The sequence below is a fragment of the Shewanella algae genome, from assembly GCF_009183365.2.
Lineage (GTDB): Bacteria > Pseudomonadota > Gammaproteobacteria > Enterobacterales > Shewanellaceae > Shewanella > Shewanella algae.
On record NZ_CP068230.1, the window covers coordinates 4,750,637 to 4,762,839 of the forward strand.

Consider the following 12,203-nt stretch of genomic DNA (forward strand, 5'->3'; position numbering starts at 1 on the left):
CAGTTTTTATCCCGCAACCTGTGACATTTTGCGGTCCGTTGAGAGAATGATGATGTACTCCATTGAAATCAAAGCTATTACTGAAATAGATCAGCAACAGATCGATGAGATCATGGCCTTGAGTGCCCAGATCCCCGAGTTTGATTCCGGCTACCAAAAGCAGGAGTTCGAGCGTCGACTGACAGGCAATGCCTGTTTGTTGTTGTTGGCCTTTGTGGAAGGTGAGCTGGCGGGATTCAAGCTGGGTTATGCTCTGGATGAGCAGTGTTTTTACAGTTGGCTGGGCGGTGTATTACCCGATTATCGCAGTCTGGGACTGGCACGCAGCATGCTTGAGGCTCAGGAGCGCTGGGCCACCCAGGCCGGCTACAAGCAGATCCAGGTCAAGACCCGCAACCAGTTCCGCTCTATGTTGAATATGCTGATCAGCCATCAGTATCAGGTAGTGGACTTCCGCGCCGAGCCTGGACATATTGCCGACAACCGTCTCTATCTTGAAAAGAGCATGTACTAAGGAAGTCTTGCAAAGGACTAGGGCCATTTGCTGCGAACCACGCCTTGCATCCAAGCTTGTTCGCACCTTACCTAAAAAAAGAGTACGCCAACCGGCGTACTCACAAAGACTGCAGGGAAGCAGTTCTTAAAACGCCTTGCTGATGCCTATTACCAATCTGTCATCGAAGATCTCTGTCTGGGTACCATAAACCTTGTGGTCTGATTCAACTGTACTGCCGTGGTAGCGCAGATCCAGGTTGAAACCATAGAACTCCTTACTTACCCCCAAGTTCCAGTGTCCCCATCCTTCGGCACCATTGCCGCTCAGGTCCTGATAACCGACAGAACCGGATACCTTGATACCGTTCTCGAAGCTGTAACTGGGGTGTAGGGCATAGTTGACCCCGTGCCAACCATCGACACCGAACCAGTCATCCACAGTCGGCGTCACTTCCAGTTGCAGATGGGCCCGACCGAAAGACTTGCCGAGTTTCAGCCACAGTTCTGTGTAGTTGGAGTAGGACGCGCCCGGATAGAGATAAGAGAACAGCATGACATCATAAGTGAAACCTGAATCACCCAACACACCACTCTTGCCGATGAAAGGCGCAGTGACTATCTCAAGGTTGGGGTCGGCAAACTTGATATTGGAGGCAAACACCCCGGCGTACCAACCGGCATCATGGTTCCAGCTGAATGTGCCCTGGACTACAGGCACATCGCCATCCAGGGTTTCCGATTCGCCACGGAACACATAGTCAGAGGCAAAGGTCAGATTGCCGGCAAAACTGCCACCGGCGAAACGGGGAGCTTCGTCTGCCAGAGCCATAGAACTGCTGCACAGCAGCAAACCTGATAAAAACAGCTTATGAGTTGGGTTCATCTTTATCCACCAGAGCATGATTATTGTTAGCCCGGATAGTAAGAAGAAGTTGTGAACAGGGTTATCTAGATGAATGAACCATGGAGGAATGAATGTGAACAATTATGAATGACTGCGGCAACGCCGCAGTCATAGCGGCTTATTCGAAGCCTTCGGGGCGCTTCACATACTCGGGGATCTCCAGCAGCATGTTGCCCCAGTAACCGAACAAGGCCTGATAGATAAAATCAATAAAGATTATGTACTTACGAGGTAAGTAGGCCCGTTTGGGATAAGACAGCAACAGGGTGTTATGTTCCATGGGAAAGTCTTCCAGCACGGCGACCAACTCCCCCTTTTGCAAGGCTTCATCGGCGATCATGGGAGGCAGACAAGTGATCCCCAAACCGGCAATGGCCGCTTCCCGGGCCAAGGTAATATTGTTGACCTTGAGCTGTACCTCCGGAGTGATCACCTGCCATTCCTTACCATCGAAAATCTTCCAGCAACCATCATTGATGAGCTGGATGCCCCCCTGTTCTATGCCCTTGTGATGCCAAAGATCATCCGGGGTCTGCGGAGTACCGTGGCGTTTAAGGTATTCCGGACTGGCCATCAGGGTGGTGCTGGTCTTCACCAGTTGGTAATGCTGCAGGCGTGAATCTTCGATACCACACAGGTGGAACAGTATGTCTATTCCTTCTTCAACCATGTCCACCTTGCGATTAGTCAGCTCAGCTTCTATGGTGATATCCGGGTAGGCCTCAAGAAAGCGGGCAAATACCGGACCGAGAAATAGCTGCCCCATCTCGATCGGGCAGACTACCCTTAGGTTACCCTTGACCCGCTGCTGGTTGGCACTGAGCTGCGCCTCGGCATTTTCCAGGTCTACCAATATCTTGGTGATCTTGTTGTAATACTCGGCGCCGGCCTCGGTTAACCTCAATGCCCGGGTGGTTCTGAACAGTAGCTGAACACCGGTCGCCTTCTCCAATTCGGCAACTTTACGACTGACGGTGGTCTTGGTAAGCCCCAACGCCTTGGCCGCGCCGGTAAAACTACCCTGCTCAACAACTTGAGCAAATATTTGTACCCTGTTTAGATCCATTTATTGTTGCACCTGTGGGACAGTGGGTTTATTTCTATGTGACTAATCAAATTATAGTGACAGTAGTAGAATACTCGCCTCGCGGTGGAGGATCCAGCATGACGCAGAGAAATTTATGCAGTTTTGCCTTGGTTCGCTCAACCATAAAACGCTTGCTGTTGTTGGGAAAGAACTCTCTGCCTCCAAGGCAAAAACAGAATCTCTCCCAAACGGGCAAAAACGGGATTTGGATACATAAGTTGTTGAATTCATAAATCTCACAACTAAATGTAAATAAATGGCAATAGTGTCGTTTATTGATTAAAAAATTTTCATTCATTTACACTTTTCGCTTATCCTGTAGCTTGTTGATACAGAATGCTTGTGCGATAAATATGGGTTCGAAAATTTTGCTGGCTAACTGCGCCAGGAAGCCTGTCGTACAAGACATTTTTCCTTCCCGGCAAGCAGATACTGATTAGGAGTTATCATGCGGCATGTATTAAAAGTTGCCTCAGTTGTAAGTATGGCGTTATGGATGACGGCCTGTGGGTCGGAAGCTGAAAAAGCCAAAAGCAATCAGGCGGCCCCCGCTATGGAAGTCAGTGTCCTCGAAGTCAAGTCGGCTCCGCAGGCACTGCAAGTGCAACTGCCTGGGCGCAGCGTAGCTTTCCTTGAAGCCGAAGTTCGGCCTCAGGTCAACGGCATCATTCTGAAGCGCAGCTTTACCGAAGGTGGAGATGTGAAGCAGGGTGAGTCACTGTATCAGATTGACCCTTCTACTTATAAGGCGTCTTTGCAGAGTGCCAGAGCCGATCTGGCCCGCGCCGAAGCGGCTCTGGCGTCCGCCAAGGCAACTCAGGCCCGTTACCAGGAACTGGTCAAGACCAAGTACATAAGTAAAGAAGAGTACGACAAGGCAGATGCTTCCTATAAAGAAGCGCTGGCGGCGGTGGAAGTGGCCAAGGCGGCCATCAATACTGCAACCATTAACGTCAACTATACCGAAGTACAGGCGCCTATCTCCGGCCGTATCGGTAAGTCCAGCGTTACTGCCGGTGCGCTGGTGACCGCCAACCAGGCTCAACCTCTGGCGACTATCCAGCAACTGGATCCCATCAATGTGGATATCGTTCAGTCCAGCACCCAGATGCTGCGTCTCAAGAGCATGTTGAAAGCCGGCAAACTGCAGGCTTCCGATGATGCTGAAGTGACTCTGCTGCTGGAAGATGGCTCGACTTATGATCACAAGGGTCGCTTACAGTTTGCCGAGGTCAGTGTCGATCAGAGCACAGGTTCTGTGACTCTGAGAGCCGAGTTCCCGAACCCGGATCACACACTACTGCCAGGTATGTATGTTCGCGCCATTCTCAACACAGGTGTCGATCCTCAAGCCATTCTGGTACCGCAAAAGGCTATCAGCCGTAATCCAAAGGGTGAAGCTGTGGCCATGTTGGTTGGCGCCGAAAACAAGGTGGAAGCTCGGGTTATCAAGACTGCCGATGTCATCAATCACCAGTGGCGGGTTACCGATGGCCTCAAGCCTGGTGACAAACTGATTGTCGAAGGGCTGCAGAAAATCCGTCCCGGCATGCCAGTGACGGCTAAACCCATGACAGCAAACCAGTAATAACAGGGCGGAAGTTATGGCACGTTTCTTTATCGATCGCCCCATCTTCGCATGGGTGATCGCGATTATTATCATGCTGGCAGGTGTCCTGGCCATTAAGGCCCTGCCGGTTTCCCAGTACCCGGATATTGCGCCGCCAACCATTGTGGTTGCTGCCAACTATCCAGGTGCGTCGGCCAAAACTGTTGAAGACTCTGTGACCCAGGTGATTGAACAGCGCATGACAGGTCTAGATCACCTGCGCTATATCAAGTCCACCAGTGACAGCTTCGGTAACGCCGAAATCACTCTGACCTTTAACGCCGAAGCGGATCCCGACATCGCCCAAGTTCAGGTTCAGAACAAGCTGCAGGCCGCCATGGCCCTGCTGCCTCAGGAAGTAACGGCTCAAGGTGTCCGGGTTAACAAATCCAGCTCCGGCTTCCTGATGGTAGTCGCCTTTATTTCTGAAGACGGCTCCATGACCAAGGCCGACCTCGCCGATTACGTAGGTTCCAACGTTCAGGACCCCATGAGTCGTGTGCCCGGTGTGGGTGAAACCACCCTGTTCGGTGCCCAGTACTCAATGCGTATCTGGGTCGACCCACTGAAGCTGACCAACTACAACCTGACAACTCTGGACGTGATCGCCGCGATCAGAGAACAAAATGCCCAGGTTTCCGCCGGTCAGCTGGGTGGGGCCCCTGCGGTTCAAGGCCAGGAGTTGAATGCGACTATCTCGGCCCAGAGCCGTTTGCAGACGCCTGAGGAATTCCGCAACATCATCCTCAAGTCCAACGCTTCGGGCGCCAACGTCTATCTGGGCGATGTTGCCAAGGTTGAGCTGGGTTCCGAGAGTTACGCCATTGAGTCACTCTATAACGGTCGCCCCGCTACAGGTTTGGCAATCAAGCTGGCTACCGGTGCCAACGCGCTGGATACTGCAGAAGCTGTTCGCGCCAAAGTCGAAGAGATGCGTCCCTTCTTCCCGGCCGGCATGCAGGTGGTGTATCCCTATGACACAACCCCCTTCGTGAAGAACTCTATCGAAGGTGTGGTTCATACTCTGCTGGAAGCCGTGGTACTGGTGTTCGTCATCATGTATCTGTTCCTGCAAAACTTCCGCGCCACCTTGATTCCAACGATCGCCGTGCCTGTGGTTTTGCTGGGTACCTTCGCCATCCTGTCCTTCACCGGATTCTCGATCAACACCCTAACCATGTTCGCCATGGTACTGGCTATCGGTCTCTTGGTGGATGACGCCATTGTGGTGGTGGAGAACGTTGAGCGGGTGATGTCGGAAGAGGGACTTAGTCCCAAAGAAGCGACCAGGAAGTCCATGGGCCAGATCACCGGCGCACTGGTGGGTATCGGTCTGACACTGTCAGCTGTGTTTGTACCTATGGCCTTCATGTCGGGTTCTACCGGGGTTATTTACCGTCAGTTCTCCATCACTATCGTATCGGCGATGGCCTTGTCGGTATTGGTGGCAATCGTACTGACTCCGGCGCTCTGTGCCACTATGCTCAAACCGTTGAAGAAAGGGCATACCCACGCAGAAACCGGTTTCTTCGGTTGGTTTAACCGCAACTTCGAGCGCATGACGGGTAAGTACGAAGGTACTGTTGCCGGCATCATCAAACGTTCGGTACGTATGAGTGCCATCTATCTGGCGCTGGTTGTGGCCGTAGGCTGGATCTTTATCCGCATGCCAACCGCCTTCTTGCCGGACGAAGATCAGGGCATTCTGTTTACCCAGGCGATTCTGCCAACCAACGCCACTCAGGAAAGTACCCTGAAGGTATTGGAGAAGGTCTCGGATCAATTCCTGGCAGACGAAAACGTCAAATCAGTTCTGAGTGTGGCAGGCTTCAGTTTCGCCGGTCAGGGTCAGAACATGGGTATCGCCTTCGTTGGACTGAAAGACTGGTCTGAGCGTACTGCTCCTGGCAGTGATGTTCAGGCGGTTGCCGGCCGCGCCATGGCGGTGTTCAGCCAGATGAAAGAAGCCTTTGTGTTTGCCTTCGTACCACCTGCGGTAATTGAGCTGGGGACGGCCAACGGTTTTGACCTCTTCCTGCAGGATAAGAATGGTCAAGGACATGAAAAGCTGGTTCAGGCCCGTAACCAACTGCTGGGCATGGCGGCTCAGAATCCCAACCTGGTGGGTGTACGCCCCAATGGTCAGGAAGATGCGCCCATGTATCAGCTACACATAGATCATGCCAAGCTGCGGGCGCTGAGTGTCAACATAGGTGATGTCAACAACGTGCTTTCTGCCGCTTGGGGTGGCTCCTATGTCAATGACTTCATCGACCGTGGTCGGGTGAAGAAGGTTTATGTTCAAGCCGATGCCAAGTATCGGATGCAACCTGAAGATCTGGACTCCTGGTATGTGCGTAACACCCAGGGAGACATGGTGCCCTTCTCAGCCTTTGCCACCGGCAGCTGGGAGTATGGTTCACCACGTCTGGAACGCTTCAACGGCCTGCCGGCGATGAATATCCAGGGTGCGACGGTTCCAGGCTTCAGTACCGGTGAAGCGATGAACATCATGGAAGGCATGGTTGACCAACTGCCTCCAGGCTTTGGTATCGAATGGAACGGCCTCTCCTATGAGGAACGTCTGTCAGGCAACCAGGCGCCTGCGCTCTACGCGCTGTCGATTCTGGTGGTATTCCTGGTACTGGCGGCCCTGTATGAAAGCTGGTCTGTGCCTTTCGCGGTAATTCTGGTGGTGCCTCTGGGTATTATCGGTGCCCTGATCGCCATGAATGGCCGCGGCCTGCCAAACGACGTGTTCTTCCAAGTGGGTCTGTTGACTACTGTGGGTCTGGCAACCAAGAACGCCATTCTGATCGTGGAATTCGCCAAGGAATACTATGAACAGGGTGCCAAGCTGATTGACGCGACACTGCACGCGGTGCGGGTACGTCTGCGGCCAATTCTGATGACCTCGCTGGCATTCGGCCTCGGGGTTGTGCCACTGGCCGTCAGTACCGGCGTGGGTTCAGGCAGTCAGAACGCCATTGGTACCGGGGTACTGGGCGGTATGATCAGCTCGACCTTCCTGGGTATCTTCTTTATCCCACTCTTCTTCGTGGTGGTAGAGCGCATGTTCAGTAAGCGTGAGCGCGAAGAACGCAAACAGCGAAAACAGGCCGAGTAATTCGCCTGTCACCTCAAAGCCCGGTCTATTTGCCGGGCTTTTTGTTGCCTGCAGCAGGCTACTTCCCCATTGAGCTTCAATCACTTAACAGCTGCATACCTCACATCCGGCCTCTGGGCTTGGCATGCCGCCCAAAATGTAAAATTGGAGGGAAACAAAGGGTTAAAGAAGCTGGTCAAGCGCGCCAATAAAGCTTAGGATCTGCACAGAAAACAGCACTTTTTGGAGTAATTCACCTTATGGGTATCAGAGCCATAGTCGTCGACACCGCCGGCACTACGACAGATCTTAACTTTATTCAGGATGTGCTTTTCCCCTATTCGGCCAAGGCATTGCCGGAATTTTTGGAACGCTATCAAGATAATATCCTGGTAGAAAACTGTATCAGCGACACCAAAGAGATGGCGCTGGAGCCGGATGCCGATCTGCCGCGGGTAACAGAAATACTCCAGCAGTGGGTTGCCGAAGACCGCAAGGCCACGCCGCTGAAAACACTGCAGGGCCTGATCTGGAAACAGGGCTATGCCAAGAACGAGTTTACCGGTCACATCTATCCTGACTTCATTGAAGCCATCAAGGAATACAAGGCTCAGGGACTCAGGATATACAGCTTCTCTTCCGGCTCAGTGGAAGCCCAGAAGTTACTGTTCAGCCACAGTGACGGCGGCGATCTGACCGAGCTGTTCAACGGTCATTTTGATACCCGCACCGGCGGCAAGCTGGACAAGCAAGCCTACTGCAACATCATTAACACCATAAGTCTGAGCCCCAAGCAGATACTGTTTGTCTCCGACATGGTGGACGAACTCAAGGCCGCTGCCGCTGCCGGGCTGATCACCTGCCAAATGGTACGAGAGGCCGGACAACGCACAGGCGATTTCCGGCAGGTGAAGAGTTTCGCCGAGCTGAAGATTGACTGATAACAAGCAGAGTTAACCGCTAAATCAAGGGGAGCCAATGGCTCCCCTTATTGTTTACAACACCTATTTCGTATCCCGGAAAATAAACGCCTGTACGGAATGTTGTTCCCCTCTTGAGACAGAGAGCCGCTGTTGTTATCCTGAGCCAACAAAAATAAAACGGTCGTTTAAATATGGAAAATTTTACTCAGCGTTACCCACAACACTCACAAGTCCCGGTGGCCTGGGGCGAAATGGATGCCCTGCAACACGTCAACAATGTGGTCTATTTCCGCTACTTTGAGACCGCCAGAATCGACTTCTTCAACCGCCATTTTCCCTTGGGTGAGATGTACAAACAGGGAATGGGGCCGGTAATAAGCGAAAACCAGGCCAGGTACAAGCGCCCGGTCACCTACCCGGATACCCTGTTGATAGGGATCAGAATAAGCGACATAGGTGAAGACAGGTTTACCATGCATTACGAGGCGTACAGTAAGGCGCAGCGAGCCATTACCACTACAGGCAGCTCTGTCGCCGTGATGTACGATTTCAAGAAAGGCACCAAGGCCAAACTACCACAGGAACTGCTGACGATTCTCAGGCAACACAGCCAGGAAGCTTAAGCCAAGGCTAAGTCAGGGCTCGAGAACAGGCTGGCGCCGGCCCTGTCGCAGTTTGCGCCTGTGCTGCTGTACCAAGCGCAGTGCCCGGTACAGATCTTCTGTCGACAGCTCCAGGTAACGGCCGCCGTAAAACCACAGTGGACCGTACAACTGTCGGCAATGGGTTATGCTGATGGGTAACACCAGGTCATCGTTCAGCAGCAATTTCAGTTTCATGCCCTGATGCAAACGGCAGGCGGAGATCAAACCAACCCCGCCGCGGCTGATATCTTTGATATTTCCAAGCCCCAGCTTGCCGGGGCGCCACCAGTGCCAGTGTCCCAGTTGCACCGTCATGCCATCACAGTCGAGCAGGAAGTCGGCGTCATTACCCAGCCTCAGGCTGATACGCAAATGCTCGCGTCGCTGCGCCTCGTCACTGCTATTGTCCGTCATCACTGGTACCTGTCCCTTGGCTGATTAAAGCGGGCCGCCTCATTGGCCTCAAAGAGTGCCTTTCCGCCCGCCAGGCTCTGGATCTGCTCGGAAGCTTCCTTGGTGAGGATCAGTATCTCCACTCTGCGATTGGCCGGGTTAAAGGGCTCATTATCGATAAAGGGTACCCGGTCGGCCATGCCGTTAACCTGAAGAATCTGCCCCTGACGCACGCCACCAAACTCTATGGTTTGCCTGGCGATCAGCGCCCTTTCACTGGACAACTCCCAATTGGTATAGCTGCGACCGACATAGGGCAGCGAGTCAGTATGGCCAGAGATGATCAGTTGGTTTTTCACCTGTTGCAAAACAGGCGCCAAGGCCAACAACAGATCTTCAAAATAGGGCCGCATCTGCGCCTGGCCCACTTTGAACATAGATTGTTCATTGTTGTCGTGAATGCGGATCCTTATTCCCTGAGGCACTGCGTCCAACTGTACGTTTTTACCCATACCCGCCTGGTCGACGACCCGCTGGATCTGCCGCGCCAACACTTCCAGTTGCACCTGAGTGGCGAACTCGCCTGGGATAATGGCATTCAGTTTGGGCCCCATACCGGCCTTGGGCTGCCACTTGCCTTCTGGTACATGGGTGCGCAGCGCAGGGCCACGCATCTCATCACCACTGGCCGGGGTAGGAACCACAGGTTGCTGCACACTGGGTTGCCCTTGCAGATCGATGAGCGAGGGGATGTTACGCAGATCGAAAGGGTTGATATCGCCGGAGGGATACAACTCACCATTCAAATACTTAACCACGGTTTCCCGCTCTTTCTGATCCGCCACCTGCATGATCCACAGCACCAAAAACAGCGCCATCATTGCCAGGGTAAAATCGGCAAAGGCGACCTTCCAGGCACCACCATGGGCACCGTGTTGTTTGCCCGCCCGAGCACGACGGACAATGATAGTTTCCTGTCTTGGTGCCATTAACTTCTCTGTTCTGTCAGTATCTGTTCCAATTCCACAAAGCTGGGGCGGCTCTCGGTCTGGATCTGTTTGCGGCCGGCATCAATCGCCTGTATCGGCGGTTTGCCCTTGGCGAACGTCGTCAGCATGGCGGCAATACACTTGAGCTGACTGATCTGCCGATCCACTTGATGTTCCAGCGCCTTTGACAACGGCTCGAGCAAGCAATAACAGGCGAAAATCCCAATAAAGGTGCCCACCAAAGCAGCCGCTACCTTGACCCCGATCAGGCTGATGGGGCCATCAATGTTGGACATGGTAATGATGATCCCCATCACAGCCGCCAGAATACCGAATCCCGGCATGGCTTCGGCGATTCGTCCCAGTGCCAGCGAGGGACGCAGGCTGTCTTCTTCGATTCTGTGGATCTCTTCCTCGAGTATCATTTCCAGATCGTGGGGAGAGATTTTACCTATCGACTGCAGGCGCAGGTTATCAACCAAAAACTGCAGCAACTGAGGGTGTTCAAGCACCACCGGATACATCAAAAACAACGAACTCTCGTCCGGATTTTCGATATGGGCATCCAGCACCTTCATCCCCTGGGATTGGATCTGCGCCATCAGCATGTTCATCAGGCCAAACAGCTGAGGGTAGAGTTCCGGCTCAGGAGTATCCTGTCTGGCGATCTGGCGCAACTGCTGCCACAGCTCCACCAGCACAGCGCGGGGGTTGGCAATCAGCAAAGAGCCGATGCCGGCACCTAGGATGATCAGGATTTCTGCCGGTTGCCACAAGGCCAGCAGGTTGCCGCCGGCCCAGGCATAACCGCCGAAGACACACACCAAAATCACCATTAAACCAACAAACTTACTCATTATCAGGCTTCCAAATCAGAGTTGAGCCTGCCGATAAATCGCCTGTAACTGGCGTACGGCAACCTTGTGTAATTGACATATCCGGGTTTCGGTTAACCCCAGGGTGGCTGCAATCTCTCTGAGATTGAGTTCATGCTGATAATAAAGCGACAGAATTACCTGTTCTCTGTTGCTCAGTTGCTTGATTGCCGCAATTAACAGCTGATTGCGTTCAAAATCGACAATTTCCTTGTCCTGACCGCCCAGTGACAAACCCTCTCCCAGCATCTCATCCAAACTGGTCATGGATTCTGCCAGGGTTGCATGCAGGTAATCCCGGTACTCTTCCTGGGTCAGGCCCATTCTTGCAGTGACTTCACTGTCTTTCGGGTAACGGCCCAACTCCCGGGTCAACTGCCTGACCACATCGTTGAATGAGTGTGCCTGCTGGCGCACCGAGCGTGGCCGCCAATCCAGGCGCCGCAGTTCATCGAGAATGGCGCCACGGATCCTCTGGCCGGCAAAGGAGATAAAGCCGGCATCATATTCACCCGGATAGCGCCGGGCAGCCTCCAGCAGGGCCATCAGAGCTATCTGCTCCATGTCCTCCTGGCCGATAAGCGGGCCACAATGACTCTTGAGGGAACAAACTGTGCGTTTTACCAAGGGCAGATATTGATGTAACAACGCCTGCTCGGATTGCCGCTCATTGCCATACGCCTGATAACCCAAATCATAGGCTGTCATCTCACTGTCCAAGGCGCCTCCTTTACTGGATGACCATACGGGTGAACAGGACTTCTTCAATATCCAGAGTAAATTGATCTTTGGTCAGCACCTTGATCAGGGATTCTCTGGCCTCCAGTTGCAGCGTTTCCAGATTCTGCGGTTGATTCAGCACGTTGAAAGACTTGCTGCTGAACATTCGCATCATGGTGTTGCGAATAAGTGGGTCGGCCGCCTTGATCTCCTGGGCCGCATTGTCACTGCGGGACTTGAGCGCCAGCTCGAGCAACAGGTAGTGGGGATATTCATCACCCGGTACCGAAATAATCATCTTATCCAGCGGGTAAAAACTGGCCTGTGGTTGCACTTCTTCTTCCGCCGATAACCATTTCCCCAACCATGCAGGCGGCTGATGGCCGATGAAAAAACCGCCTCCAGTGGCCAGAATAAGCAACGCAGCTATGAGTAAATTTCGTTTCATATCAATCTTT

12 protein-coding genes are annotated in these 12,203 nt (G+C 53.0%); 5 read left to right on the forward strand and 7 right to left on the reverse strand.

Features of this window, described 5'->3' with window-relative positions; genetic code table 11:
• The first annotated feature begins 52 nt into the window (after nt 1-52).
• Entirely contained in the window at nt 53-514 is a 462-nt protein-coding gene (locus E1N14_RS21205) for a GNAT family N-acetyltransferase (RefSeq protein WP_025009162.1), read from the forward strand.
• 126 nt (nt 515-640) lie between these two features.
• On the opposite strand, the gene E1N14_RS21210 is transcribed toward E1N14_RS21205, so the two are convergent.
• Nucleotides 641-1,378 (reverse strand): TorF family putative porin, encoded by a 738-nt coding sequence (locus E1N14_RS21210; RefSeq protein ID WP_025009161.1) that lies wholly within the window; start codon nt 1,376-1,378, stop codon nt 641-643.
• A 139-nt stretch (nt 1,379-1,517) separates the two neighbouring features.
• On the reverse strand, nt 1,518-2,465 hold the full coding sequence (locus E1N14_RS21215) for a LysR family transcriptional regulator (RefSeq protein WP_025009160.1): 948 nt from the start codon (nt 2,463-2,465) through the stop codon (nt 1,518-1,520).
• 469 nt (nt 2,466-2,934) lie between these two features.
• Here E1N14_RS21215 and E1N14_RS21220 point away from each other — a divergent pair, with 469 nt between their 5' ends.
• The 4 genes from E1N14_RS21220 to E1N14_RS21235 all read left to right on the forward strand — a co-directional run bounded on the left by E1N14_RS21220 (nt 2,935) and on the right by E1N14_RS21235 (nt 8,747).
• Entirely contained in the window at nt 2,935-4,074 is a 1,140-nt protein-coding gene (locus tag E1N14_RS21220; protein WP_025009159.1) for an efflux RND transporter periplasmic adaptor subunit, read from the forward strand.
• 16 nt (nt 4,075-4,090) lie between these two features.
• On the forward strand, nt 4,091-7,222 hold the full coding sequence (locus tag E1N14_RS21225) for an efflux RND transporter permease subunit (RefSeq protein WP_062793330.1): 3,132 nt from the start codon (nt 4,091-4,093) through the stop codon (nt 7,220-7,222).
• 239 nt (nt 7,223-7,461) lie between these two features.
• The gene (mtnC, locus tag E1N14_RS21230; protein WP_025009158.1) at nt 7,462-8,142 is read left to right on the forward strand and encodes an acireductone synthase; all 681 of its coding nucleotides are present in this window, start codon (nt 7,462-7,464) and stop codon (nt 8,140-8,142) included.
• A 173-nt stretch (nt 8,143-8,315) separates the two neighbouring features.
• Nucleotides 8,316-8,747: an acyl-CoA thioesterase gene (locus E1N14_RS21235; protein ID WP_025009157.1), complete on the forward strand. Its 432-nt coding sequence runs from the start codon at nt 8,316-8,318 to the stop codon at nt 8,745-8,747.
• 12 nt (nt 8,748-8,759) lie between these two features.
• Here the strand turns inward: E1N14_RS21235 and E1N14_RS21240 are convergent, their stop codons facing one another.
• Genes E1N14_RS21240 through E1N14_RS21260 form a run of 5 tightly spaced genes read right to left on the reverse strand, consistent with a single transcriptional unit; the run spans nt 8,760 to nt 12,193 of the window.
• Nucleotides 8,760-9,182 (reverse strand): hypothetical protein, encoded by a 423-nt coding sequence (locus tag E1N14_RS21240; RefSeq protein WP_025009156.1) that lies wholly within the window; start codon nt 9,180-9,182, stop codon nt 8,760-8,762.
• Nucleotides 9,182-10,150 (reverse strand): flagellar motor protein MotB, encoded by a 969-nt coding sequence (locus E1N14_RS21245; protein WP_025009155.1) that lies wholly within the window; start codon nt 10,148-10,150, stop codon nt 9,182-9,184. Before E1N14_RS21245 ends, E1N14_RS21240 begins: the two co-directional genes overlap by 1 nt.
• Nucleotides 10,150-11,007: a flagellar motor stator protein MotA gene (gene motA / locus E1N14_RS21250; protein ID WP_025009154.1), complete on the reverse strand. Its 858-nt coding sequence runs from the start codon at nt 11,005-11,007 to the stop codon at nt 10,150-10,152. The genes E1N14_RS21245 and motA overlap by 1 nt, the downstream gene beginning before the upstream one ends.
• A gap of 15 nt (nt 11,008-11,022) precedes the next feature.
• Nucleotides 11,023-11,733: an RNA polymerase sigma factor FliA gene (locus E1N14_RS21255; protein ID WP_044736031.1), complete on the reverse strand. Its 711-nt coding sequence runs from the start codon at nt 11,731-11,733 to the stop codon at nt 11,023-11,025.
• A 22-nt stretch (nt 11,734-11,755) separates the two neighbouring features.
• Nucleotides 11,756-12,193, reverse strand: a complete 438-nt coding sequence (locus E1N14_RS21260; RefSeq protein ID WP_025009152.1) for a flagellar basal body-associated FliL family protein — start codon at nt 12,191-12,193, stop codon at nt 11,756-11,758.
• Nucleotides 12,194-12,203: the final 10 nt, after the last annotated feature.

Coding starts and splice junctions, on each gene's coding strand:
- E1N14_RS21215 (WP_025009160.1), bottom strand. CDS start 2,465: ATGGATCTAAACAGGGTACAAATATTTGCTCAAGTTGTTGAGCAGGGT.
- E1N14_RS21235 (WP_025009157.1), top strand. CDS start 8,316: ATGGAAAATTTTACTCAGCGTTACCCACAACACTCACAAGTCCCGGTG.
- E1N14_RS21225 (WP_062793330.1), top strand. CDS start 4,091: ATGGCACGTTTCTTTATCGATCGCCCCATCTTCGCATGGGTGATCGCG.
- mtnC (WP_025009158.1), top strand. CDS start 7,462: ATGGGTATCAGAGCCATAGTCGTCGACACCGCCGGCACTACGACAGAT.
- E1N14_RS21220 (WP_025009159.1), top strand. CDS start 2,935: ATGCGGCATGTATTAAAAGTTGCCTCAGTTGTAAGTATGGCGTTATGG.
- E1N14_RS21245 (WP_025009155.1), bottom strand. CDS start 10,150: ATGGCACCAAGACAGGAAACTATCATTGTCCGTCGTGCTCGGGCGGGC.
- E1N14_RS21210 (WP_025009161.1), bottom strand. CDS start 1,378: ATGAACCCAACTCATAAGCTGTTTTTATCAGGTTTGCTGCTGTGCAGC.
- E1N14_RS21205 (WP_025009162.1), top strand. CDS start 53: ATGTACTCCATTGAAATCAAAGCTATTACTGAAATAGATCAGCAACAG.
- E1N14_RS21255 (WP_044736031.1), bottom strand. CDS start 11,733: ATGACAGCCTATGATTTGGGTTATCAGGCGTATGGCAATGAGCGGCAA.
- motA (WP_025009154.1), bottom strand. CDS start 11,007: ATGAGTAAGTTTGTTGGTTTAATGGTGATTTTGGTGTGTGTCTTCGGC.
- E1N14_RS21260 (WP_025009152.1), bottom strand. CDS start 12,193: ATGAAACGAAATTTACTCATAGCTGCGTTGCTTATTCTGGCCACTGGA.
- E1N14_RS21240 (WP_025009156.1), bottom strand. CDS start 9,182: ATGACGGACAATAGCAGTGACGAGGCGCAGCGACGCGAGCATTTGCGT.